General features: G+C 34.8%; 27 protein-coding genes, 1 pseudogene and 1 riboswitch. Of the genes and pseudogenes, 19 read left to right on the top strand and 9 right to left on the bottom strand.

What is annotated here, in order from left to right:
- Window positions 1–10: 10 nt before the first annotated feature.
- Window positions 11–196, top strand: coding sequence for an antitoxin VbhA family protein (locus DN410_RS06085; RefSeq protein ID WP_149175799.1), 186 nt, complete (start codon window positions 11–13; stop codon window positions 194–196).
- Window positions 197–405: 209 nt separating this feature from the next.
- Entirely contained in the window at window positions 406–1,263 is an 858-nt protein-coding gene (locus tag DN410_RS06080; RefSeq protein ID WP_149175798.1) for a PhzF family phenazine biosynthesis protein, read from the top strand.
- Window positions 1,264–1,312: 49 nt separating this feature from the next.
- On the opposite strand, the gene DN410_RS06075 is transcribed toward DN410_RS06080, so the two are convergent.
- Entirely contained in the window at window positions 1,313–2,080 is a 768-nt protein-coding gene (locus tag DN410_RS06075) for a class I SAM-dependent methyltransferase (protein ID WP_149175797.1), read from the bottom strand.
- Window positions 2,081–2,441: 361 nt separating this feature from the next.
- On the opposite strand from DN410_RS06075, the gene DN410_RS06070 reads away from it, so the two are divergent.
- Complete coding sequence (locus DN410_RS06070; protein ID WP_149175796.1) at window positions 2,442–3,209, top strand: MerR family transcriptional regulator; 768 nt, start codon at window positions 2,442–2,444, stop codon at window positions 3,207–3,209.
- 159 nt (window positions 3,210–3,368) lie between these two features.
- On the opposite strand, the gene DN410_RS06065 is transcribed toward DN410_RS06070, so the two are convergent.
- The 3 genes from DN410_RS06065 to DN410_RS06055 form a co-directional block, all read right to left on the bottom strand.
- Window positions 3,369–4,139 (bottom strand): DNA alkylation repair protein, encoded by a 771-nt coding sequence (locus tag DN410_RS06065; protein WP_149175795.1) that lies wholly within the window; start codon window positions 4,137–4,139, stop codon window positions 3,369–3,371.
- Window positions 4,140–4,171: 32 nt separating this feature from the next.
- The gene (locus DN410_RS06060; protein WP_149175794.1) at window positions 4,172–4,477 is read right to left on the bottom strand and encodes an iron-sulfur cluster biosynthesis family protein; all 306 of its coding nucleotides are present in this window, start codon (window positions 4,475–4,477) and stop codon (window positions 4,172–4,174) included.
- A 113-nt stretch (window positions 4,478–4,590) separates the two neighbouring features.
- A complete protein-coding gene (locus DN410_RS06055; protein ID WP_149175793.1) occupies window positions 4,591–6,057 on the bottom strand; it encodes an amino acid permease in 1,467 nt (488 codons plus the stop codon).
- A gap of 112 nt (window positions 6,058–6,169) precedes the next feature.
- Window positions 6,170–6,363: riboswitch (Lysine riboswitch) on the bottom strand.
- A 354-nt stretch (window positions 6,364–6,717) separates the two neighbouring features.
- On the opposite strand from DN410_RS06055, the gene DN410_RS06050 reads away from it, so the two are divergent.
- On the top strand, window positions 6,718–7,167 hold the full coding sequence (locus tag DN410_RS06050) for a GNAT family N-acetyltransferase (RefSeq protein WP_149175792.1): 450 nt from the start codon (window positions 6,718–6,720) through the stop codon (window positions 7,165–7,167).
- Between the two features lie 41 nt (window positions 7,168–7,208).
- Here DN410_RS06050 and DN410_RS06045 read toward each other — a convergent pair whose 3' ends face one another.
- Window positions 7,209–8,111: a sulfite exporter TauE/SafE family protein gene (locus DN410_RS06045; RefSeq protein WP_255446679.1), complete on the bottom strand. Its 903-nt coding sequence runs from the start codon at window positions 8,109–8,111 to the stop codon at window positions 7,209–7,211.
- A gap of 206 nt (window positions 8,112–8,317) precedes the next feature.
- On the opposite strand from DN410_RS06045, the gene DN410_RS06040 reads away from it, so the two are divergent.
- From DN410_RS06040 to DN410_RS06015, 6 genes and pseudogenes are all read left to right on the top strand, one after another.
- The gene (locus DN410_RS06040) at window positions 8,318–9,115 is read left to right on the top strand and encodes a VOC family protein (RefSeq protein ID WP_149175790.1); all 798 of its coding nucleotides are present in this window, start codon (window positions 8,318–8,320) and stop codon (window positions 9,113–9,115) included.
- Window positions 9,103–9,216: pseudogene (locus DN410_RS06035) on the top strand (aminoglycoside phosphotransferase family protein); the annotation flags it as partial. The gene DN410_RS06040 and the pseudogene DN410_RS06035, both read left to right, overlap by 13 nt.
- Window positions 9,217–9,229: 13 nt before the next feature.
- Window positions 9,230–9,973, top strand: coding sequence for a metallophosphoesterase family protein (locus tag DN410_RS06030; RefSeq protein ID WP_149175789.1), 744 nt, complete (start codon window positions 9,230–9,232; stop codon window positions 9,971–9,973).
- Between the two features lie 112 nt (window positions 9,974–10,085).
- Complete coding sequence (locus DN410_RS06025) at window positions 10,086–10,757, top strand: nucleoside/nucleotide kinase family protein (RefSeq protein WP_149175788.1); 672 nt, start codon at window positions 10,086–10,088, stop codon at window positions 10,755–10,757.
- A gap of 129 nt (window positions 10,758–10,886) precedes the next feature.
- Entirely contained in the window at window positions 10,887–11,711 is an 825-nt protein-coding gene (locus DN410_RS06020; protein WP_149175787.1) for a DUF2785 domain-containing protein, read from the top strand.
- A gap of 80 nt (window positions 11,712–11,791) precedes the next feature.
- Entirely contained in the window at window positions 11,792–12,106 is a 315-nt protein-coding gene (locus DN410_RS06015; protein ID WP_149175786.1) for a DUF3892 domain-containing protein, read from the top strand.
- Between the two features lie 76 nt (window positions 12,107–12,182).
- Here DN410_RS06015 and DN410_RS06010 read toward each other — a convergent pair whose 3' ends face one another.
- Entirely contained in the window at window positions 12,183–12,623 is a 441-nt protein-coding gene (locus tag DN410_RS06010) for a YaiI/YqxD family protein (RefSeq protein WP_149175785.1), read from the bottom strand.
- Window positions 12,624–13,001: 378 nt separating this feature from the next.
- Between DN410_RS06010 and DN410_RS06005 the strand changes: the two genes are divergently transcribed.
- Window positions 13,002–13,595, top strand: a complete 594-nt coding sequence (locus DN410_RS06005) for a cupin domain-containing protein (RefSeq protein ID WP_149175784.1) — start codon at window positions 13,002–13,004, stop codon at window positions 13,593–13,595.
- 151 nt (window positions 13,596–13,746) lie between these two features.
- Window positions 13,747–14,214 (top strand): GNAT family N-acetyltransferase, encoded by a 468-nt coding sequence (locus tag DN410_RS06000; RefSeq protein WP_149175783.1) that lies wholly within the window; start codon window positions 13,747–13,749, stop codon window positions 14,212–14,214.
- Between the two features lie 190 nt (window positions 14,215–14,404).
- Here the strand turns inward: DN410_RS06000 and pdxR are convergent, their stop codons facing one another.
- Window positions 14,405–15,847 (bottom strand): MocR-like pyridoxine biosynthesis transcription factor PdxR, encoded by a 1,443-nt coding sequence (pdxR, locus tag DN410_RS05995; RefSeq protein ID WP_149175782.1) that lies wholly within the window; start codon window positions 15,845–15,847, stop codon window positions 14,405–14,407.
- 125 nt (window positions 15,848–15,972) lie between these two features.
- On the opposite strand from pdxR, the gene DN410_RS05990 reads away from it, so the two are divergent.
- On the top strand, window positions 15,973–16,884 hold the full coding sequence (locus DN410_RS05990) for a DMT family transporter (protein WP_029438799.1): 912 nt from the start codon (window positions 15,973–15,975) through the stop codon (window positions 16,882–16,884).
- A 33-nt stretch (window positions 16,885–16,917) separates the two neighbouring features.
- On the opposite strand, the gene DN410_RS05985 is transcribed toward DN410_RS05990, so the two are convergent.
- Window positions 16,918–17,370: an NUDIX hydrolase gene (locus tag DN410_RS05985; RefSeq protein ID WP_149175781.1), complete on the bottom strand. Its 453-nt coding sequence runs from the start codon at window positions 17,368–17,370 to the stop codon at window positions 16,918–16,920.
- Window positions 17,371–17,466: 96 nt separating this feature from the next.
- Here DN410_RS05985 and DN410_RS05980 point away from each other — a divergent pair, with 96 nt between their 5' ends.
- The 5 genes from DN410_RS05980 (at window position 17,467) to DN410_RS05960 (ending at window position 21,042) form a co-directional block, all read left to right on the top strand.
- Window positions 17,467–17,868, top strand: coding sequence for a DUF3980 domain-containing protein (locus DN410_RS05980; RefSeq protein WP_149175780.1), 402 nt, complete (start codon window positions 17,467–17,469; stop codon window positions 17,866–17,868).
- 17 nt (window positions 17,869–17,885) lie between these two features.
- The gene (locus tag DN410_RS05975; protein ID WP_149175779.1) at window positions 17,886–18,356 is read left to right on the top strand and encodes a GNAT family N-acetyltransferase; all 471 of its coding nucleotides are present in this window, start codon (window positions 17,886–17,888) and stop codon (window positions 18,354–18,356) included.
- 154 nt (window positions 18,357–18,510) lie between these two features.
- Window positions 18,511–19,020: a nucleoside deaminase gene (locus DN410_RS05970; protein ID WP_149175778.1), complete on the top strand. Its 510-nt coding sequence runs from the start codon at window positions 18,511–18,513 to the stop codon at window positions 19,018–19,020.
- Window positions 19,021–19,185: 165 nt separating this feature from the next.
- Entirely contained in the window at window positions 19,186–20,076 is an 891-nt protein-coding gene (locus tag DN410_RS05965) for an AraC family transcriptional regulator (RefSeq protein ID WP_149175777.1), read from the top strand.
- A gap of 24 nt (window positions 20,077–20,100) precedes the next feature.
- Window positions 20,101–21,042: a serine hydrolase domain-containing protein gene (locus tag DN410_RS05960; protein WP_149175776.1), complete on the top strand. Its 942-nt coding sequence runs from the start codon at window positions 20,101–20,103 to the stop codon at window positions 21,040–21,042.
- Window positions 21,043–21,263: 221 nt separating this feature from the next.
- On the opposite strand, the gene DN410_RS05955 is transcribed toward DN410_RS05960, so the two are convergent.
- A complete protein-coding gene (locus DN410_RS05955; RefSeq protein ID WP_149175775.1) occupies window positions 21,264–22,019 on the bottom strand; it encodes a CPBP family intramembrane glutamic endopeptidase in 756 nt (251 codons plus the stop codon).
- 227 nt (window positions 22,020–22,246) lie between these two features.
- Between DN410_RS05955 and DN410_RS05950 the strand changes: the two genes are divergently transcribed.
- The gene (locus tag DN410_RS05950) at window positions 22,247–23,284 is read left to right on the top strand and encodes an SDR family oxidoreductase (RefSeq protein ID WP_149175774.1); all 1,038 of its coding nucleotides are present in this window, start codon (window positions 22,247–22,249) and stop codon (window positions 23,282–23,284) included.
- Window positions 23,285–23,296: the final 12 nt, after the last annotated feature.

Genomic DNA, 23,296 nt, shown 5'->3' with positions numbered 1-23,296 from the left:
AACTCAAATTATGGCATTCAAAAGTGAAGAAGAACTAAATGAAGCTATTGCAGAGGCTAAAGCAAGTCTAGCAATAGAGGGCATGACTCTTACAAAAGAAATGGAAAAAATTATTAGAGACAAGGTGGCAGGTAAAATAACGCATGAGCAATTTATCGTATTAGCAGATGCGATTGCGAGACGTGAACGTACTTAACAATCTAGAAGGCACCACAAACTTTTGTTACATAAACAGGAAAAAAGAGATGGTAGATCCAACGCTCTGACTGTAGACAAACTATTTTTGTAGAGTTCAGATACTAAAAAATAGTTTGTCTCTTGCTTTATGAAGAATTTATCTAACAATATATATACGTAGCACGTTCTATGCTACAATTTACTATAAGTGAGGAAGGAAGGTGTCTTATGAAAATATCCGTTTATGTTGCAAGTGCATTTAGCAAAGATCATAAAGGCGGAAATAAAGCAGGAGTGGTATTTATGGAGAATACATTGACCACTACTCAAAAAATGACAATAGCCAAACAACTGGGCTATGCGGAAACCGCATTTATATCAGAATCTGAAGTTGCTGATTATAAAATTGAGTATTTTACACCAAAAGAGGAAGTTGATTTATGTGGTCATGCCACAATTGGCTCTTTCGCGATACTGATGCATTTAAATAAACTTTTCAAGAATCGCTATACGATTGAAACGAACAGCGGTGTTCTTACTATTACCATAAAAGATGACATCATATTCATGGAACAAAATGAACCAATACTCTATGATGTTATATCTCCAAATGAGTTTATCGACTGCTTTGACATTGAAGATATAGAAAATACATACCCAATTCAAATTGTCTCCACAGGCTTAAAAGATATTTTAATTCCTATAAAAAGCGAAACACAATTACATACACTGCAACCTAATTTTGAAAAGATTAAAGAAATCAGCAAGTATTATAATGTTGTCGGGATGCATCTATATACTTTTAATGACAAACGAATAATATGCAGAAACTTTGCTCCACTATATGACATCAATGAAGAAGCAGCGACTGGAACTTCAAACAGCGCATTAGCTTGCTACCTTTATGAACAGCACTACTTACAAAAAGAAGTCTATGTATTTGAACAAGGTTATTCTTTACACTCGCCTTCCGAAATATTAGTTAAATTAGCAACCAATAGCGAGAATAAAATAGAAAAAGTTTATGTTGGTGGCAAAGGCTATTACTGTGAAACGAAGTGTTTAAATATAGAAAATATTGAGTGAAAATAAAAAAAGAGATGGTAGATCCATCTCTTTTTCATTTTCATATGCTTTATGATTCGTAGCCAATCGCTTTAATCATAAAACGATGTTGCTTCACATCAAAATATCCTTTTTGCAATATGATTTCATGTATACGATATAGTTCCTTATAATACCTTTCGACAGTAAAATCAGGAATTTGCCACGGAATTGCTTTTAAATAATAGACGATAGCGCCAATGTCATAAAAACGTTGGAAAGGGAACTCCGTTTTTGCTTCTAAAATAGTAAATCCATGTTCCTCTAACTCACTACATGCAGTTTCAAGTGACCAATTTGCAAATTCGCTATTTAGCGGTGTACCAAAATGTTCGTTAAGTTCAGCGCAATCAAGACCGCCAACTTGTTGTGTAAGAAATGTTCCATTTGGAGAAAGGATTCTGTTTACTTCAGAAGCAGCATACGATTCATGTTGATTTATAATTAAATCAAACTGCCCATCTTGAAATGGTAATGCAGTATCATCGCTCACCTCTACAACTTTAACCCCTAAAGGCTCTAATTTCTTCTGAGCAATTGGCACGTTTGAAGCGTAGCCCTCAGTTGCATAAATAGTTGGCGGGAACGGTTGTAACATAGATAAAAACTCTCCGCCGCCAGTGCCCATGTCTAGCATAGAATCTGCACGCTGCATAAATTGAAAAGCAGTGCTGCCGTACGACCACGATAAAGGCTCGCTCTTCATTCGGCCTGTTTCTGAAATGAAAGAAAAGTCCCAACCACTAAAATGTGTATTTGCACTTTCTAATAAAGTTAAAAATAATGGATCACGTTTCATAATTTTGTCCTCCTATTTTTTACTGGATAATATGATGCGAAAAGAAAAAAGGGAGGACCTCTTATTAATGAGAAGCGGTTTTACGTTTCGTGTTCGAATAGATTCATATAAATTCGCTCCTTGTGATAATGGTTATTTATATATTCGGGATAAGTACGTGAAAGTCCTTTGAATTTATGAGGGAAGGTAGTTGTTTGAAACAGCCATTCATGCTAGTCAATAATCGGGCCATAAAATGGGATATTGCAATACATATTGATTGCATGCACTTAAAAATTTTTGAATCTTCTTAAATTTACTCTTGAACCTCTAGTTACTTTAGGTTTTATAATGAATTTATACTTTTTATAGGGGGATTTAGATGAATAAGGATAAAAAGTTTTCTATTGGAGAATTCTCGAAAAAAACGGGAATACCAATTCCTACTTTGCATTACTATGATGAAATTGGATTGTTACAACCAGAAAAGAATCCTTTTTCAGGGCACCGCATTTACAAGTATCAAGATATTATAACCTTACAAAAAATTCTAAGTTTAAAGTTTCTAGGCTATAGTCTAGATAAAGTCGCTAATTTGTTACATGAATCAAGTTTTAGCGCTGATCTGAATGAAAGTTTGATTCTCCACTTACAAGTGTTAGAAAGAGAAAAAGAACAAATTGAGCAATCAATGCAAGCAATTAAAAGAGTAATGAAGTTAGTTGAAGAGGAAGAAGAGGTAGATAGTACTGTATTATTTAGTCTTATTTACGGTATGAATACAGAACATACACACAAAGAATGGATGGAACGTCATAAGTTAACGGATATTGTAGAAGAATTATCAAAGAAACGAGAAGAAGATAAAGTTGCCTTGGATAAAACGTTTATTCAATTGTCTAAAAAGGTTAAACAATTATATGGTAAACCAGTCGAGGATTCGAAAGTACAAGAGATGGTTAAGGAATATATAGAAGAGTCTTTTTCATTTCTTAGTGAAGATTTGATACAAAAGTTAGCTAATACTAGTGTGGAAGAATTGGATATGCAAGAACTTGAAAATATGATACCTTCGCCTTTCGCAGAAGATGAACAAAAATGGCTTAATGAAGCGATGGAATATTATATGAAACAAGTAGAAATGGAATAGGGATAGATTTGTGGTTTAGCCTCATAGAAATAATACTATAGATCTTACATTAAAGAAGGAAATTATTGAAGAACTTAACTACGTTTGTTATTTCTTTATTCAAAAGGAAAAAACGCTTATACTTCATTTTTGAAGCATAAGCGTTTTTGTTTAAAATACTCAAAAAGAAAAATCTTTTGGCAAAGTACCATTTTTAATAACCGTTCGTAACCCATGCTTTATAATCCAAGGGTTAACAAGATGCTGTTTATCACGCAATTGTTGCAACCATTGAAAAACGAGTTCTTTATTTTCCTTCGTAATATCATTGATATGATTAGCGACTGATTTTTGAACGTATTTAGAAGAGTCATTCATTAAAGGTTCAAGAAGTTGTAAATTGTACTTAAAGTCACCTTTTAGAGCTCCTATTTTTTTAGCCCAAGGAAGTCTTGGTCTTGTACCTTCTGAAACTAATCTCCTAATGTGGCTGTTTTCATCATGAATCCACTGTTGTAATATATTTAGTGTGTCTTCATGATATGTTTCAAGAAAAGGCCGAATGGCATATTCAGCAGTATTCCTTTTTGTTATTTCATACATGGCGTTGAATGAGGTTTCAAAATCGTTAAGCCCATATTTTTCAACGTATTTTGCAATAGGCATGTACATATATCCATTTGTAAATGTGCCTACTTCTGTTGTATTTTCTGGTCCCAATGTTTTCAGTAAAATATGTATTGCTTCCTGAAAATCTTTTTGTAGTGCATTATGTAATTCATCTGCAATTACTTCAATACGTTGCTTTAATTCTAAATTTTCAACTTTACATGTTACGGAAGCTACAAAGGTTTTTTTAGAGAAATTAGGATCATGTTTACAAATAGAATCAGCCATTTTTTCTGCTAATTCTTCATTAAATAAAAATTTTAATGGAACATATTTACCCATATTTTCACCTCAGTGGTCAGTTGAAACAAGTATTATTTTTTAATCGACAATCCATAAACTAAAGTCTCACTCGGAGTCGTAATACTAAAACCAGTCGTCTTATAATCAAGTTTCACCGTATCACCAGTGTAGTCTTTCGTAAATGAATCCATTTGTACGATAAGATCTGCATCTTCATATACAACATCATCTGTAACATATGTATCCCAAATTAAATCGACATCAACGAAGATACTGCAAGAGTTTGTCATTGTCCCTCTAATACGAATAATCTTTTTATCTTCACGTTCTAATCTATGTATAGCTGCTTTTGCTTCATCGGTGATGCGAATGTTCATGGTATCCCAACCTTTATTTATATTTCCTTTATTATTGCAAAAACAAGAGCAATAATAAAGGAAAGAGGTTTGTAATAAAAAACGAGCAAACAAATTTGTTTGCTCGTTTCACTTTATTTTAGTTCACATTTATCAAGTGGAATAATTTTTGTTTTCTTCGTGAATTTATATCCTAACCATAGTACTAAGAAGAGTGGTAAACCGATGTAAGAAACGAGTACACCGTTCCAATCGATAGATTCTCCCATAAATGCGCCATAGTTTTGTCCTAAAATAACGATGACACAAAGTGCAAATGCAAAGATTGGACCGAATGGGAACCATTTTGCTCGATACGGTAAGTCTTTTAAATCTTTTCCTTGCGCAATATATGCTTTACGGAAACGATAATGACTAATTGCAATTCCAACCCATGCGATAAAGCCAGACATTCCTGATGCATTTAATAACCAAATGTATACAACGCCGTCACCGAATAAAGAAGCAATGAAAGCGATACTACCAACAATTGATGTTACGATTAATGCGTTAACAGGTACGCCGCGGCTATCTAATTTACCAAGAAACTTCGGTGCTTTCCCTTGACGAGCTAAATCCCAAAGCATACGAGTTGATGCGTACATACCAGAGTTACCAGCAGATAGTACGGCAGTTAAAATAACAGCGTTCATAACAGAAGCAGCAAAGGCAACGCCCGCTTTTTCAAAAATAAGTGTAAATGGACTTACTGTTACATCACTTGCGGCAAGGCTTTCAGTTGTATAAGGAATTAATAAACCGATAACGAGAATCGCAAGAATATAGAATAAAAGAATACGCCAGAAAATTGAACGAATTGCTTTCGGAATATTACGCTCTGGATCAGAAGTTTCACCAGCAGCTACCCCAAGTAATTCAGTTCCTTGGAATGAGAAACCAGCAGCCATAAATACACCGATAATTGCCATGATACCACCGTTAAATGGTGCATCAGCAACAGTGAAGTTTTTGAAGCCAACAGTTTCGCCACCCATAATTCCGAAAATCATCATAAAGCCGACAATTAAAAAGATAATAATAGTAACTACTTTAATAAGTGCGAACCAATATTCAGATTCACCAAACCCTTTAACAGATAAATAGTTTAAAAGGAAAATAATAGCTAAACATAATCCGCTCCAAATAAGAGAAGGGGTATCTGGGAACCAAAATTTCATAATTAAAGTTACAGCTGCAAGTTCAGCAGCAATCGTAATGGCCCAGTTATACCAATAGTTCCATCCAAGTGCAAAGCCAAGTGATGGATCAACAAATTTTGTTGCGTACGTGCTAAAAGAACCGGTAACAGGCATATAAGCTGCGAGTTCAGCTAAGCTTGTCATTAAAAAGTAAACCATAATTCCAATTGCAGCGTATGCAATTAATGCACCGCCAGGACCAGCAGAATGGATAACACCACCGCTAGCAAGAAATAGTCCGGTACCGATTGTACCACCGAGAGAAATCATCGTAAGGTGACGAGATTTTAATCCGCGTTTTAATTCACTTTGTCCTTGTGTAGTTTGCGTTTTAGAGGTAGATTGATTTGTTGCGCTATTCATGTTCAACACTCCTTTTCTTGTAGGTTAGGAAGGAGCGGGGGAGAAAAATACAAAAAACCACCAAAGGAATTTGGCGGAACGTTTCACAAATAACCACCCCATCATACCCTTCCGTTAAGATAGCACCCCACGTTTACACGGTAATTTTGTAAACGTGACAGTTCTGTTCCTTTCGGAGACAGCCCCAGCTCATATTTCCAGAGAAGAAATATAAACTTCGGCAACTTTTCCTTTCAAACGGAGTCGGGTGACATTCTCTGTGTCTCGTCCGCTTTACTCTTAAAAGTCGCAACCTCTACCTCATCGGATTGATGAGGATTTTATATATTGCTAAGATTTTTAATATATGGCAATTGTAATGACTTTCTGAATATATTGCAAGGAATTTTGTTAGGAAAAGTCAAAAAATATCGGTTATTGTTTAGGAAACGCTTGCAAAACTCCACCCGAACCTACTATTATGTAACAAAAAATAAAGAAAGAAATTGTTATACAAATGTTTCGCAAAAAATATCGAAAAACCCTTTAAAAATAAAAGAAAATTCTGAAAATATAATTCGACATCGCTATCGAATGCGGCACACGGAAAAATAAAAAGTGAATATTCTTTATTTTTATAGTAAAATTGAAGCATTGTTTAATTGAAAAGGGGAATTTGTGATGAAATTAGAAACGGAAAGGCTATATATAGTACCGTGTACGGAAGAGATGTTTCGCGTTGCTGAAAAACAAGGGTACAACAGTGGTCCGCATATTATAGGGCATGTAGAAAATGTAAAAGAAGATGCGGCTTTATTACCTTGGGGCGCGTGGTATGTTATTCGAAAGGAAGATGACATCGTACTAGGGGATATAGGGTTTAAAGGGAAACCAAGCGAGAACGATACAGTAGAAATTGGTTACGGTTTTATTGAGAAATATTGGAATAAAGGATATGCTACAGAATCTGTAGGTGAGTTAATAAAGTGGGCTTTTCAGACAGGAGAAGTGGAAACGATTATTGCAGAGACACTTCTTGAAAATGGTAGCTCAATTCGTGTATTAGAAAAATTACATATGAAGAGAGTAGAAGCTACAGAAACGATGATAAATTGGAAAATAGAAAAATAAAAAATACCGCTCGAAACGAATCGGGCGGTATTTTTTCATAATTACGGTTGTATCTGTTTTTGATCTGTCGGATACCCAACTGTCGATGCACTAGAACGATTGGAATGATTACGGACAGTAATAAAAATAGATATTATAACGACAAGACCAACTGCCACGTAAGAAAGTGAAATAATAGTTGGATCCACTTTAAATGTTGTAAGTAGTGTACGTATATTCGTAAAGATAATAAGGCCACCAACTAATACGCCAAGTAAATGAGATGGAACGATGCGTACTAACCATGCAGCAATTGGAGCTGCGACAATGCCGCCAAGCATTAAGGAGAATACCCAAACCCAGCTTACTTGTTCCCAGCCAAGTGAGATAAAGAAGCCAATTGTTGCAGCGAGTGAAACAGGAAACTCACTCGTATCTACAGATCCAATAACTTTTCTAGCTTCATTTCCTCTTGCAAGTAGCACAGGTGTTGTAATTGGCCCCCAGCCACCACCGCCAGTTGAATCGACGAATCCAGCAAATAAACCGAGCGGTACAAGTTGTTTGGCAGACATACGTTTTTGGGAAGCGACAATTTTCTTTTGAATAATAAATCGTAATAAAATATAAACACCTAAAGTGAATAAAAATATTGAAATGTACGGTTTAATCACATTGCCAGGTAAATTACTCAAAAAACATGCCCCAACAAATGCACCAACTGCTCCAGGTAATGTAAGCCTGGAAACGGTATATTTATCAACGTTTCCAAATTTGAGGTGAGATGCACCAGAAGCGGCGGTTGTAACGACTTCAGCTAAGTGAACGGAAGCGGAAGCTACAGCTGGTGCGATACCAAACATTAATAATAAAGAAGTAGATGTTACCCCATACGCCATTCCAAGTGCTCCATCAATCAATTGAGCGAAAAATCCAATAATAGCAAAGACAATTAATTTCTGCATAAATAATCCCCCTGTAATAGTAAATGAAAAAGGCACTTTCCCCATATGAGAAAAGTGCCTTTGGTTTTTCCAATCAGCAATAATGAAATTTGTTTTATTATAATACACATTAATCGTATAAATCAACTAGGTTTTAAAGTTTTTTGAATTGAACGAAAGAAAAATAAAATATACAATAAAAAGATGGAGAGAAAGGGGAGAAAGACATGTTACTATTTGATCATCTCGTTCACGCGGTGCATTGTACACCAGAGGAAGCGGCAAAACAAATGCAGGAGCTTGGATTTCATACTGCATTAGGCGGAGAGCATATGACTTGGGGTACTTGGAATAGTTTATGTTATTTTGATTTATCATATATAGAATTTTTAGCTGTTCAGCATGAAGAAAAAGCGAAAGAAGCAGACAATCCATTAGTACAAGAAACAGTGGTGAAATTACAAAATGGAGAAGGAATGCTACAAATCGCAATCCGAACAGATACCATTGAAGAACTGGCAGATAAGTTGAGTAAGCACGGTTTACATACGATAGGGCCATTTGAAGGGAAACGTATGAGACAAGATGGTCGCCTTTTAGAATGGAAAATGTTATTTGTAAAGCAAGGAGAGAACGGACCGAAATTACCTTTCTTTATACAGTGGAATGAAACAGATGAAGAAAGAAGAAATGATTTACGCAATGTTGGGACAATCGCGGAACATAAAAACAAAGTACAACAAATTGAAACGATTCATTACGCGGTGAAAAATGTTCGAGAAACGGTGCGGAAATGGAAAGAAGTAATAGGGGTAACTGCAAGCTTGGTCACAAAAAATGAACAATGGAATGCTGAGTGCCAAAGTGTAGCGTTTGGTGACATTCATGTACAGTTTTGTGAACCGATTGGGGAAGGACTAGTGCTAGAACATTTGAATAAGAATGGTGAATATCCATTTGCAGTGGAGTTTAAGGGGGAAAATAAACGAGAGTATGAAGTGTTGGGTGGTTTGTACATATATTGAAAGAGAGAGTAAACCGAATTTTAGAAGATCGTAATCATTTTTCATCCTATATTCCAGAATGGTATCAATCACAACATGTAGATATAATAAACAATAAATAACGGAGGAATTCATATGGATAAAATAGCAGTAATTTCAGATATACATGGTAATATTCCAGCTTTAGAATCTGTGCTACAAGATATTAAATTAAGAGGAATCGAGCGCATTATTTGTCTTGGAGATTTAGTTGGAAAAGGTCCTCATTCAAGTGAAGTAATTGAAATCGTTCGTAAAGAATGTGAAGTAGTCGTAATGGGAAATTGGGATGATTTTATAACCAAGCCAACTGAATTTGAAGCATTAAAATGGCATCAAAAACAACTATCAGAAGAACAAAATGAGTACTTAAGAAGTTTACCATTTTCCATCGAGTTTTTTATGAGCGGAAAACTCATTCGTATGTTCCACGCTTCACCGAGAAGTTTATATGAAAGAATTCAACCACATGCTGCAAGAGAAGAACGGATTAGTATGTTCGAAAATAGTGATTTGACGGAAAATATAGAAGGAGAAAGACAACCAGATGTCGTTTGCTACGGTGACGTGCACCAAGCATTTGTTCAAAATTTCAAAGGCAAAACGTTATGTAATGCTGGTAGCGTAGGAAATCCTCTTGAAATTACACAAGCTTCCTATTTAATATTCGAGGGAACTTACAATGACAAAGAAGCAGCGAGCTTTTCTATCCAATTCGTACGAGTACCGTATGATATTGAATTAGCCATCAGACTAGCAGAAGAACTCGATATGCCAGACATCGAAGAATACAAACAGGAGTTACGGACTGCTTTGTATCGAGGGTTTAAGGGGAAGTAATCCAATAATAATATATCAACGATTCGACATAGGATATCGACTTACCGACAAATAGTGACATAAATTATTAATCATAATTATATTATGTAAACTTATTGTAGGAGGAAATATCATGAACCGGAAAAAACACATGAAAGAAATTGTAGATCATATTTTAAAGTTAAACTTAACCCATCCAACAAGAGTTGGAGTAAGTGGTATTACAGCATCAGGAAAAACAACATTTGCAAACGAACTAGCGGAAGAAGTAAAAAAGCGAGGGATACCAGTAACACGCGCGAGTATTGATGATTTTCATAACCCGAGAGCGATTCGCTATACGCAAGGTAAAGAATCTGCAAGAGGATATTATGAAGATGCACACGATTATACAGCTTTCAAAGAAAGGTTATTAAAGCCTTTAGGACCTAATGGGAATTTACAGTATGAAACGATTTCTCATAACTTAATAACGGATATTCCTGTATATAATACGCCTATAGTCGCTCAACCAAATATGGTACTCATAGTAGATGGAACATTTCTATTGAAAAAAGAAATCGAGCATTTATTTGATTACAAAATTTTTGTAGATACAGATTTTGAGATTGCGAGAAAACGTGGTGCGAAGCGGGAGACGGAAGCTTTTGGAAGCTATGAAAAAGCAGAGAAGATGTTTTTAAACAGGTATCATGCGGCTTGTAAAATGTATATAGACGAGCATAATCCGAAAGAGTGTGCGGATGTTGTATTTCAGAATAATGATTTAGGAAATCCAGGAGTTATATTTCATGAAAGAACGTAATATATAATCAGAAATATATATATAGCCTTATATTTGTTGTTATAATTCTTGTATAATGAAATTAATTTTATGAAGTGAACAACAGGGGATAAGGCAATTAAAAAACGTAAAAAGGGGACAGGGAGTATAATGAATGAAGTACTAGAACTAAAAGAAGAACTACAACAAATTAAAAATAACAACTATGCTGTACCAGAAGACGTTGATGCATATCCATATGCACAGTGGATGCTAGATTATATCGGATCACCTGATGCTGAACTGCGTGATGATTTGATATATAGTACGCTTCACAAGTGGATTACAAATGATGTGTTTAGACAAAAAGAATTAAGAGGATTAATGTTACAAGCAATTAGTCCGGATTATTTATTTTATAAAATTGGCGAAAAGGGAACAGACTCTGTTTTTAAACGTGCATTCTCTGTATTAATCCCGCCACTTATTTTATCTGTGCATGAAAGAGAACCGTTGTTATCTGAAGAACAATTGTACAGTGTGGCAGAACAAGTGCTGGAATATGTGTATTTAGAAGAAGATGTAAGAGGTTACGTAGAAGGAAAAGGCTGGGCACATTCTACGGCACATGCTGCTGATGCACTAGATGCTTTAGCTCGTACAATACAAAATCGTGAATTTTCATACGCGATTCTTGCAGCTGTTCGTCAGAAGGTTCGCCTAAATGACTATGTTTACATACACTTTGAAGATGAGAGATTAGTAACGCCAATTATGTCGTTACGTAACCAAAATCTTTTAACTGAAGAAGAGTGGAGCAACTGGTTACATAGTATAGCAATCGTTGAAGACATTCCGCATCCTCAGCATGATATTTTGGTGCAAAATATTAGAGCTTTCTTAAGAAGTTTATATTTCAGAGTTTTAGAGACAGAGGGTAGCACAGTCTTTACAGATGATATATTGGAGACTTTGAAGGATTTGCGTAGGTATTAAAAATACATTTTCCTAAGAGCAAAGTACATAAAACAAATACCTTCCAACCATACTAATACAATGTGTTGGAGGTGAGTTTAATGGACAAAAAAGACTTTGAAAAAGTTTATAATGATTATTTACATCAAGGGGAAGAGCAAGTTCAATTTGAAGTAGCTCAGAATGTCGTTTCAGGGGCAGAACAAATAGTTGCCGTTCGTAAAAATGATGACGGGGATTTAATTGCTTTTAAAACAAGCAGCGGAAGAGAGTTAGATTATATTACTGCTCTTAATGAAGCAAAATCAGGGAAGTTAGCTCATGTGGACGTATTTCATAAGTATGGTAGGGATATTATACGTAGTGAACCGGATGGTATAAAGGAAAATAACTTAGATAATTTACCTTTATTTTAAACGGGTAAACCTCAAGAAGAGAATGTTCATTTGGATATTCTCTTCTTTTCTTTCTCTACAAATAGAAGGTTCATTTCTAAAGTGCAATCACACTTTTAAAGAGTTCTCTAAATTTCTCTTTATCTTCTGCTGTAAATGGTTTAGGTCCCTTTGTACGCTTACCGCTTTTGCGAACCATTGCACTTAAATAACGTGTTTGTAATAGTTGGTCAATGTTTTCATTCGTATACTTATACCCTTTATGGTGTAGCACGATACAGCCTTTTGCTAAAGCGAGTGAAGCAAGACCGTAATCTTGTGTAATGATTAAATCTTCTTTTTTTGCTAACTGCATAATCCGGTAATCCGCAGCATCTGCTCCGGAATCAACATAAATAGTTTCCACACCTTTTGGCTGCTCTGCATTAGAATAATGAGAGAAGCTTGTAACGAGTGTAACAGGAATTTCTGCCTTCGTAGCTTCAAAAATAATCACATCTTTTACAGGACAAGCATCCGCATCAACGTAAATCTTCATTGGTATCACTCCTATAAATAGGTTCGTGTTGATAATAATGGTAGATTTAGGTTTTGTCAAACGAGTAATATCTTCCGCAATTTAATACGTATGTGTTTTTATAAAATAAACGAATATTTCGAACTAAATAACGAATGTACTATAGATATTAATAAATGGTTATAGGTAGTGATTTGAAAATTTCTTAATACGAAAGTATTAGGAAGTTTTATTTGAATTTCATTCTGCAGATTGATTTTTCATAGCGTTTATTTGGATAAAATAGTAATAGAATATATATAAATAAAATTTATTTTAAATTAGAGGATCGTTTCATGTTACTGCTCTATGAAATGATTTCAAAAGATAAGTAAGTCTGAAATTAATCAGGAGGGCCAAATGAGGAGTTTCGATTTATCACAAACAACTATTAATCTATCAAAAAACGATCTTATTTATAAAACGAATGATGATAAGTATTGGGTGTATGAAGTGATTTTTCAATCGCAAGAAGGAATACCACCTCATAGCCATCCGTTTGGAGAAGATTGTGCCGTTGTGTTGTCAGGCCATTTGGATTATTATATTTCAAATAAAAAAATGATTCGTGCATCAAAAGGAGAGGTAGTGTTTGGATGGAAGAACCATATACATGGCTATAAAAATAATGAAACAGAACCATTGCATCTATTAATTTTCGTTGCGCCGAATAAAATCGGACTAGAATATTTACCCGATGATGACCCGAAAATTGTGCAAGTACCGGAAGAAGAGCGAATGATGAAGCTTTCCGAATATCAAGTAGTACATTCTCCTTTTTCTTCTTTTGAAAGAATAAAAATAGATGGTGAATATTCAGAAGCATATAATGAGAATGGACTTATGGCGTTTATTGATATTGAAAATAAACAAATGTATATATTTGAGGGTGAGAATGTGGAGATAAAAACTTCAAATCCCATAGTATTTATGAAGTATACAGCTAGATTGTGAGAATGGAGAGTTGCTTTTCTCTATTTATAATAAGTGTGTAGTTAAGAATATGAAAGAGGAATATTTTACAGAAAATAGGGAGTGAGTTTTATTATTTAACTTGTAGATAACGAAATAGAAATGACCATTTATTGAGGAGAGCGATATTTATATGCAGTTATATTTTTATAATGAAAACTTCAGAAATATAATAAATCAATATACATTGTCAGAAGAGCAACTTTGTTATACAGGTTTACCTAAAAAGCTTGTAAAACTATCGGGTGAGGATTCAAATCGGCATTCAATTTTAGCTATGAAAGATAATGAGCTTGTAACGTTTTTTGTTTTACATAAAAATGATGGGGTTAAACCATATACAAATAATGAAAAATCTATTTTAATAAGAGCATTTTCAACAGATTTTCACCATCAAGGGAAAGGATATGCAAAACAAGCTTTAAAGATATTACCTGACTTTGTCCGAAATAACTTCTTAGGTATAAATGAAATTATTTTAGCAGTAAACGTTAAAAATGTAGCTGCACAATCTTTATATAAAAAATGTGGTTTTTGTGATAATGGGATTAGAAGGATGGGGCGGAAAGGTGAATTAATCATAATGAGTTACAATTTATAAGAATCATTCTTATAAGTAAGGAAGAAAGATAGAGAAAAACGAAAAATTTCGAAAAGAAAGCCCCTGTATTAATCATCAGGAGCTTTCTTATAATTTAATTTTGGAATGAAGCTTCTTGTCATTATTTTTTGCTAACTTATTTATCTGGAGTTAATGAATAAAGAAGTTTTAAATGTATTAAAAAGTTATTTTATTTCCCGCAAACCAAAATAGCCTCACGCAAGCGAGAAATACCTTCCTCAATTTGATCAATATTCACTTTTCCATAAGATAAACGAATATAACCATCTTTCGCGCCGAAAATACTACCGGGCATAAAGGCGATTTCTTGTTTTAAGCTTTGCATAATGAGTTGTTTTTCGTTTATCGGTTCTTTTAATTTTCCCCATATGTATATACCACCGGTCGGGTTTGAAAAAGAAATTTTATCATGAAGTTGTTTGTTTAGGGCACGAACGATAACGTCTCTTTTTTCTGCTAGTTGTTTTCGTAACGGTACGATATGAGACTGAAATGGTACCGTTTCAAAAAATTGCTGCATAAGCCACTGCGGGAATATGCTCATTCCTAATTCCATTTGATGCCGTGCGTCAGATAACCTTTCTACGACAGACTGCGGGGCGACAAGCCAGCCGACTCGTAATCCTGGCGCAATCATTTTAGATAAGGAATGTACATAAATGACAGTTCCATTTTCATCAATTGATTTTAAAGTAGGGCAAGGTTGTTTCTTTTCTAGCGTAAGTAAACTAGACGGATCATCTTCAACAATCGCAATTCGTAAGTCTGCGCAAAGTGATAACAGTTTTTTTCTGCGATTTGGATGAAGCATCGTTCCCGTAGGATTTTGGAAATTTGGATTTAAAAAGATCATTTTAATACGATGCTTTCTATATAATTCTTGCACATCGTCTGGATTAATACCGTGTTCATCGACAGGTAATGGGAAAATACGAATACCAGCTGATTGGAATAACGGTAAGGAATAACAGTGCGATGGACTTTCGAAAGCAACGGCATCACCTGGATTTAATAAACATTGTACGATAAGGTGAAGTGCTTGCTGTGCGCCAGATGTAATCATAATGGATTGCTCAGTCGCTTCAACTTTTAAATATTCCTTCATATATTTTACGACCGCTTGTCTTAGCGGGAGATAACCTTGCGGGTGATCGTAACTTAATGAATGCGTTAACGGTTGTTCTCGTAAAATCGTTTGTAGTTGATCGTGAGGATAAAGATTACAACCGAGCTCTCCGTTTGCAAAATCTATAATGTTTTGATTTTGTTGTACTTCTGCCCGAATATGACGAAGTAACGGTAAGTTTGGTAAAAACGTACCACCTTCTACGAAATTTCTCCAATTCGGCGTTAATGTTGGAGAAACGCCCCACATATGTGTACTTACACGTGTACCTTTACCAGTCGTACTTTCTACAATTCCCATAGCACGTAGTTCATTATAAGCAGTCGTTACTGTACTTCGGTTTACATTTAACTGTGTAGCTAATTTCCGTTCTGAAGGGAGGAAGCTACCTGGAGGAAGTTCTCCATATGTAATACGTTTTTCAATAAAGTCAACAACTTGCTGATAAATAGGGATTTTACTGTCACTATCTAGCTTCCATTCCATAAAAAACGCCTCCGTATCTTTTCACTACATCAAGTATAGCAAATTGGCTGGGTAAAAAAACAGCCAATTGGACGGTGTTTTATCCAGCCAATTTTACTATGCTAAATATGGAAGGGGAGATTCGGATGAAACGATGGCAAATGGAATGGCTCCTAGTATCAGTTGCATTAGTATGGGGAGCAAATTATACAATTGGAAAGTATGGCGTGGCGTTTATGTCATCCATTCAATTTAATAGTTTACGATTTTTAGTAGCATCACCGGTATTATTACTTATTACTTTTATGATGGAACGTTCATTACGTATTGAAAGAAAAGATTGGTTACGATTAGTAGCAGTCGGTATTGTTGGAACGACAATGTATCAAACGATGTTTATGCTATCTGTGAAATATACTTCAGCAACGAACGCCTCATTATTAATCGCAATGTCACCTATATTTACAGGGATATTAGCGGTATTACACAAACAAGAACGTTTTTCGATGAAAGTACAAATAGGTTCAATCGTAGCGTTTATTGGTGCAGCATTCGTTTTATTAACAGGACATACAGGAGGAGCTACTTACGAGTATGCATGGCTCGGTAATATAATTGGATTAGTCGCAGCAATTGCGTGGGGATGGTATCCAATATTAGCGCAACCTCTTATTACAAAATACTCCGCAATGAGAGTCACATCATGGTCTACTTTAATTGGAATTGTACCTCTCGTTATATACTGTTTATTCAACGTAAACACATTAACGTGGCCAGTAGATACGCCAAGCTGGGGCTCACTAGCATATTCAATCGTCTTTGCGACCATCTTTGGGCTAGCAATGTGGTATGTTGGCATTAGTCAAATAGGCTCAACGAAAGTAATGGTTTATATGTATCTTGTACCGTTGTTCGCGGTGATCTTTGCGGCAGTAACAATAGGAGAGCAAATCAATATGATGCAACTAGTTGGTGGCCTTATTATCTTCATAGGTTTATATGTAGTCAAAAAAGGTGGAATCAAAAAGCCAGCTCTCAATTTGAAAAAAGTAAGCTAAAGGTAAAAATGATCTCTTTCACATAGAAGGAGATCATTTTTGTTTTTGTAATAAAAGTGCTTGTTCAACGGCCCATCTTTGATGATCGTGAATGAGAAGCTCTACAGCATGTAAAGGAGACATCCACCTTAGAACATGATCCTCCTCACAGTTTTCAGTTTGCTGATGTACCATGTTCGCGATGTAAAAGAATCCATCGTTTAAATAATATGTATCTTCCTTTTCCGCATAAAAATATCGCATTGCATTACCGATATACTGCTCAATTTCAATTGCCCATCCTAATTCCTCTAGTAGTTCACGATGTAAGCATTCATCTTTTGTTTCAGTACCTTCCATACCGCCGCCGGGTAAAAAGTAGCGTTCTCCTTTTTGGATAATAGCAATCTTTGAAGAAGTTGAGTTAAAAATAATTGCATAACAACTAGGTCGTAATACATATTGCTCAGTAGGCTTTTTATAACCAAAAGTAAGTTTAGACATCATAAAATACGTCACCTCTCTATAAAATACATAAAAGGAATAATAAGGTAAAAATAGAATTGTATAAGTATAATCTTAAGAGATTGGAGTGATAACACAATGATAAATCGAAAGTGTACGCGCTGTAAAGAAATTACAGGTACATTGCACGGTGGTAAAAAAATTAAGGAAGAATTTCTATGTGAAGACTGTTTGCAAAAAGGAATTGCAAGCGGAGAAATCGAATTATCACAAGTGGAGCAAGAACAAACTTCGTATCTTTCTATAAAAATATTAAAAATAATGAGTGTGATTTATTTAATGGGATCAATTTTAATGGCTTTTTCTGCTGGATCGCTTATACATGATCCAGGGTTTGGGGAAGTATCAATTTCAGGATCAGGTGCAGTTGGTGTTATTATTATTGGATCCATATTCCAGTCTGTACTTGTATTTTGCGGTATTTGGGTATTCATCCTTTTAGTAGAAACAGTCATTAAAATATATGAAAAAATGAAGTGAGTGAGAGGGAGAAACATATGCGAGTAAGAAACATCCAAGGGGAAGATTATGTAAAGATTCATTCTGTTTTAAATGATTGGTGGGGCGGGAGAGACATGGCTGGCATGTTGCCAAAATTGTTTTTTATTCACTTTCAAGAAACGAGTTTTATCATTGAAGAAGAGGGAGAAACGTTAGGTTTCTTATGCGGATTTTTCTCACAAACGCATAAAGAGGAAGCGTACGTTCATTTTATTGGTGTCAATCCGAAGTATAGAAGAAGAGGAATTGCATCGACATTGTATTCGTATTTCTTTGATGTCGCACGTGCAAATAACCGTAAAGTTGTAAAAGCAATCACATCACCAGTTAATAAAAAATCGATACAGTTTCATAGGGAGATTGGCTTTCGAATTGAGGCTGGGGATGATGAGATAGAGGGTGTATCGGTACATACAAATTATGACGGGAACAGCGGGAGTAGAGTTTTATTTTTGAAAAATGTGTAGAGAAATAAGCTTTACCAAAACGCACTGAGTTAAATGTATATGAAAATGTTATCCGTTGCATAAAGAATGGCTGACTTTGTTAGCTTAATAGAAGCTAGTATGATAGTCGATAGGAATTTCCGTAACATAATTCATCTAAAAAAGAGGGATCTATATGAATTTTGAGAGGGATAGATATTTTTTACAGATGGCATTGGAAGAAGCAGAAAAGGCATTAAAAGACAATACATATCCAGTAGGAGCGGTTATTGTTGATGGGAATAATAATGTCATTGCAAGAGGAAGAAATAGAGTGCATCCAGAAAAAGACATAACAGCTCACGCAGAGATAGATGCTATTCGCAATGCAGGGGAAGCAATGTTTGATGCCAAAATAAAAAATGAGAAGTTTACTATTTATAGCACGTTGGAACCGTGTCCAATGTGTACAGGTGGTATTTTATTTGCAAAAATACAGAGAGTAGTCTGGTTGCTAAATGATGACTTAGGTTTTGGTGGATATAAAAAGATAAAAAATGCTTTAGTTTTCGAAGGGAAATTTAATAAAATCGACATGGTGGAAGAACCATTTGAAGACTTAAAAACAAGACAAAAAGAACTTATGAGACAATGGGAGCTAAATCCCAATAATATTATTAACTTGCGAAGGGCTATAAAAAAATAGTTGTTTCTTTAAATTAAATCGGGATACCGCCACATTACTATCAACTTAAAAAATATAGTGAAATTATATCGATTTAACAATGAAATATGGAAGAACCTATTACGAATAGAAAGCCGTCCTAAAAGTATTCTAGGATGGTTCTTTTTGTTGTGAGGAGCTAGAAGTATGGAGAATAAACAAAGTAGAAATGAGTATGTAAGACGCATACATACAGTTCAAGATTATATAGAATCCAACATAGATAGTTCACTATCCATTGAAGAGCTAGCCGATGTAGCAGGATTTTCAAAGTTTCATTTTCATAGAATTTTTAAAGGAATAGTAGACGAGCCGTTATCTCGGTATGTGAATCGCTTGAAGTTAGAAAGGGCAACAAATCTACTTACATATCGCACAGACATGACGATTACAGATATTGCGTATCACTTCGGTTTCACAGATTCAGCAGTTTTCTCTCGGACATTTAAAAGTCATTACGGTGTAAGCCCGTCTCAATATCGAAACCATAATAGCAAGAATTGCAAAGACGTAAGGGGAATTCCTCAATACAATGAATGTAAGAAGGTTCGAGGAAATGTTGAAATTGTAACAGCGGACGATATAAACGTTGCATACATAAGACATATCGGTACATATGGAGAGTTAACTATAGCTTTTCCAAAAATGATAGAGAAATTATTTCATTACGCAGCTAAGCAAAACTATCATGTATTTGAGGATACGAAAGTATTAACCATTTACCACGATCATCATGAATTTACTGAGGACTATCATTTAAGAACAAGTTTATGTATAACAATTCCGGATGCGTCCACAGTAGAAACGAGTGATATTGGAATAATGATAATACCTTCTGGAAAGTATGCAGTAGGGCATTTTGAAATATTCCAAGATGAATATAAAGGAGCATGGGACTTTATATACGGTGAATGGTTACCAAATAGCGGATATAAACCGAGAGACTCATATCCTTTTGAAGTATATAGAAATGATCCAAAGCAGCACCCAGAAAATAAACATATAGTTGATATATATGTACCTATCGAACCTTTTTAATTATAGGTTAAAGGGGAAGGAATAATGAAAACTGCTGAAAAGTTAGATCAGATTATACAAGAAGAATATAAAAACATGAATGGTATGTTAGTAGTGCAGAAAGGTAATGTTATTTTTGAAAACTATTATAACGGCCACGGTACAGATGATGCATTTCATGTAGCGTCAGTTACAAAAACGATAATCTCTGCGTTAATTGGGATATGTATAGATAAAGGCTATATAAAAAGCGTTGATCAAAGAGTAATAGAATTTTTCCCGGAATATAAACTTAAGGCATCTGAAGTAACAGTACGCCATCTTCTAACAATGACAGCACCATATCCTTTTGTAGATTGGCAGGAACCGTTAGAAGAACTATGTACACAAGAGGATTGGGTACAGTATACACTTAATAGAATGGGGAACGGCGGAGAAATCGGATCTTTTAAATACTCATCTGCAGGAGCGCATGTACTATCAGCAATTATTACGAGCGCAACAGGAAAAAGTGCGCGTGAATTTGCGAATGAACAGCTATTTCAACCACTCGGCATGAGAGAAATTCCAAACTACAATATAAAAGCATTTGGATTTGATGACTTATTCGGAAAAGATGTAAAGGGATGGGTTCACGATCCAAATGGTATTTCGACGGGCGGCTGGGGACTTACGTTAACAGCTAGAGATATGACGAAGTTTGGACAATTATATTTGAGTGATGGTACTTATAATGGGAAGCAAATTCTTTCGAAATCGTGGGTACAAGAATCAATAGCGATGAATTCAAATCATTATGGTTACTTATGGTGGTTACGAGAAGAAGATGGAATCTTTTCATACTGTGCAATGGGTGATGGTGGGAATATGGTTTGTTGTATTCCAGAGAGAGAATTGGTAGTGGTGATTGCTTCTGAGGTTATACCAAATGCGAGGGATAGATGGGAGTTAATTAAAGAGTGCATACTTCCTTATTTAAAAGATTAATGTGGTTATTTTTATGGAAGTGAGAATTAAAGGGTTTAGTTAAACTTGTTTCGTTTTTCATGATAGAAAAAAGTGTTGTGATAACAAAGTTGTGCAACTAAGGTTATAAAACTTCAACACCTATACGATTTTTAAATAATTGCAAGGTGTTGAAGTGCTTCATAATTTATTAAAGGTACTTTCAAATAAAAGCGGAAACACCTTTTTTCTTTGCTTTTTAACTATTTTCTAACTTTGTGATGTATAAGATACATCATGCCGAGTATGATTGCTAGTATTATAAATTTAATTAATTCTATTAGGCCGGCATCCCATTTATTTTGCGCTACATCTGTTAAATAAAATACATTAAACATACCATGTAAAATTGCGGGTGATATTACAGAACCACCATATTCTCTCGTGTACGTCAAAATTAAAGACAATATAAATAATAAAGAGAGATAACTTAATATTCCTACAAACTGAAACTCATAATTTTTATAAAAGATAGCTACTGGTAAATGCCATGAAGACCAAAGCGAAGCTATAATAATAGCTGTTTGCATAAATGAATATTTTTTTCGTAAATAGTAATGAAAATTCCCTCTCCATATAATCTCTTCTAATAATGCAGATAAAGATCCAATTGTAAGACCAACGAGCAAGAGAAATCCTAATTCATTCCAATTATGATATAAGAACTTTATATCATAATTATAAAAATAGAAATGGAGACATAGTCCTAGAAGTAGTGGCAATAATATAGAGAAAATTAGTGTTTTTATTTTTGGACGTGAAAATCCAAATGTATGAACTATTTTTTGTTTCACATATAATTTTTGATATAAAATAACAGCTAAAAGTGGAACAACCATCGTAACTCCTAAATAATTACGACCATTTTCTATGTTCAGTAAGATGATATATACAAAAGCTGTGAAAAAATAAATACATAATGTTGAATGATAAACTATGTTTCTATTAATATTTTTCACCTACCTAAGCATGTATAAGTAATTAATCAAATATCCGATATTTTAATTATATATGAAATGGAAATCAACAGAATGAATATTTCCATCATATGATTTCTAAAGATAGAAAAAGTATTGGGAACACATATGTTGAAATTGTAGAAAAAATTAAGCTTTCCCCGTAACTTTCCACCACAAAAAATCGTTTAACAAAAGAAAGGATTTTTAATGATGAATGGGGGAGAACCATGAAAATTTTAATACTAGGTGGTACACGATTTTTGGGAAGATCTGTTGTAGAAGAGGCTTTAAAGAGAGGGCATGAAGTTACATTATTTAACCGCGGAACAAACAAAGAAGTTTTTCCTGATGTGGAGCAGCTTATCGGTGACAGAAATGGTGATGTATCAAGTTTAGAAAATCGAATATGGGATGTTGTCGTGGATACATGTGGTTTTTCTCCACATCACATTAGAAATGTTGGAGAAGTACTTAAAGATAATATTGAACACTATATATTCATCTCAAGCCTTTCCGTATATAAAGATTGGATTCCGCATGACATAAAAGAGGACTATATATTACAACCTGAACCAACGGAAGAGCAAATAAAGGCTGTAGAGAATGGTGACATATCTCCTTATGAGCATTATGGTGCGCTTAAAGTATTATGTGAAAAAGAAGCAGAGAAGTATTGGCCGGGGCGTGTTTTACACGTAAGAGCAGGACTTCTTTCAGGGATGTTTGATTATACAGATCGACTTCCATACTGGATTCAGCGTGTAGCAAAGGGCGGAAAAGTGTTAGTACCAGGAAGAAAAAATCGTCCAGTGCAATTAGTTGATATAAAAGATGTCGCGAGATTTGGACTCGACATGGCAGAAAATAATAAAGCAGGTACATTCAATATAACAGGTCCGAATGATAAATTGACGATGGAAGAGCTATTAAAGACGTGTAAAAAGGTTACGAATAGCGATACTGAATTTGTTTGGGTAGACGAATCGTTTATGAGTGAACATAATGTGCAGCCTTGGACAGAAATGCCTTTGTGGATTCCAGAAACTTTCCCATTAGATGGTGAGACGAAGCCGTGGAGAGGCGGGTTTTCTATAAGTATCGAGAATGCTGTTAAAGAAGGACTTACTTTTAGAAGAATAGAAGAGACAGTTACAGATGTGTATGAGTGGATGGAGAGTACGGACGAATGGGAATTAAAAGCAGGTATTTCAGGGGCAAGAGAAAAGATGTTATTGGATAAGTGGTATGAAATAAAGAGAGTTTAAATAAGAATTTTG

This window comes from Bacillus sp. SH5-2 (assembly GCF_008368905.1).
Classification (GTDB): Bacteria; Bacillota; Bacilli; order Bacillales; family Bacillaceae_G; genus Bacillus_A; species Bacillus_A luti.
The sequence above is the reverse complement of the archived record's forward strand: the minus strand, read 5'-3'. Positions and strand labels throughout refer to the sequence as shown.

Coding starts and splice junctions, on each gene's coding strand:
- DN410_RS06025 (WP_149175788.1), top strand. CDS start 10,086: ATGAACCGGAAAAAACACATGAAAGAAATTGTAGATCATATTTTAAAG.
- DN410_RS06055 (WP_149175793.1), bottom strand. CDS start 6,057: ATGAATAGCGCAACAAATCAATCTACCTCTAAAACGCAAACTACACAA.
- DN410_RS06045 (WP_255446679.1), bottom strand. CDS start 8,111: ATGCAGAAATTAATTGTCTTTGCTATTATTGGATTTTTCGCTCAATTG.
- DN410_RS06015 (WP_149175786.1), top strand. CDS start 11,792: ATGGACAAAAAAGACTTTGAAAAAGTTTATAATGATTATTTACATCAA.
- DN410_RS06010 (WP_149175785.1), bottom strand. CDS start 12,623: ATGAAGATTTACGTTGATGCGGATGCTTGTCCTGTAAAAGATGTGATT.
- DN410_RS05980 (WP_149175780.1), top strand. CDS start 17,467: ATGATAAATCGAAAGTGTACGCGCTGTAAAGAAATTACAGGTACATTG.
- DN410_RS05950 (WP_149175774.1), top strand. CDS start 22,247: ATGAAAATTTTAATACTAGGTGGTACACGATTTTTGGGAAGATCTGTT.
- DN410_RS06080 (WP_149175798.1), top strand. CDS start 406: ATGAAAATATCCGTTTATGTTGCAAGTGCATTTAGCAAAGATCATAAA.
- DN410_RS05970 (WP_149175778.1), top strand. CDS start 18,511: ATGAATTTTGAGAGGGATAGATATTTTTTACAGATGGCATTGGAAGAA.
- DN410_RS06000 (WP_149175783.1), top strand. CDS start 13,747: ATGCAGTTATATTTTTATAATGAAAACTTCAGAAATATAATAAATCAA.
- DN410_RS05965 (WP_149175777.1), top strand. CDS start 19,186: ATGGAGAATAAACAAAGTAGAAATGAGTATGTAAGACGCATACATACA.
- DN410_RS05985 (WP_149175781.1), bottom strand. CDS start 17,370: ATGATGTCTAAACTTACTTTTGGTTATAAAAAGCCTACTGAGCAATAT.
- DN410_RS05990 (WP_029438799.1), top strand. CDS start 15,973: ATGAAACGATGGCAAATGGAATGGCTCCTAGTATCAGTTGCATTAGTA.
- DN410_RS06020 (WP_149175787.1), top strand. CDS start 10,887: ATGAATGAAGTACTAGAACTAAAAGAAGAACTACAACAAATTAAAAAT.
- pdxR (WP_149175782.1), bottom strand. CDS start 15,847: ATGGAATGGAAGCTAGATAGTGACAGTAAAATCCCTATTTATCAGCAA.
- DN410_RS06040 (WP_149175790.1), top strand. CDS start 8,318: ATGTTACTATTTGATCATCTCGTTCACGCGGTGCATTGTACACCAGAG.
- DN410_RS06050 (WP_149175792.1), top strand. CDS start 6,718: ATGAAATTAGAAACGGAAAGGCTATATATAGTACCGTGTACGGAAGAG.
- DN410_RS06075 (WP_149175797.1), bottom strand. CDS start 2,080: ATGAAACGTGATCCATTATTTTTAACTTTATTAGAAAGTGCAAATACA.
- DN410_RS05960 (WP_149175776.1), top strand. CDS start 20,101: ATGAAAACTGCTGAAAAGTTAGATCAGATTATACAAGAAGAATATAAA.
- DN410_RS06060 (WP_149175794.1), bottom strand. CDS start 4,477: ATGAACATTCGCATCACCGATGAAGCAAAAGCAGCTATACATAGATTA.
- DN410_RS06085 (WP_149175799.1), top strand. CDS start 11: ATGGCATTCAAAAGTGAAGAAGAACTAAATGAAGCTATTGCAGAGGCT.
- DN410_RS06065 (WP_149175795.1), bottom strand. CDS start 4,139: ATGGGTAAATATGTTCCATTAAAATTTTTATTTAATGAAGAATTAGCA.
- DN410_RS06005 (WP_149175784.1), top strand. CDS start 13,002: ATGAGGAGTTTCGATTTATCACAAACAACTATTAATCTATCAAAAAAC.
- DN410_RS06070 (WP_149175796.1), top strand. CDS start 2,442: ATGAATAAGGATAAAAAGTTTTCTATTGGAGAATTCTCGAAAAAAACG.
- DN410_RS06030 (WP_149175789.1), top strand. CDS start 9,230: ATGGATAAAATAGCAGTAATTTCAGATATACATGGTAATATTCCAGCT.
- DN410_RS05975 (WP_149175779.1), top strand. CDS start 17,886: ATGCGAGTAAGAAACATCCAAGGGGAAGATTATGTAAAGATTCATTCT.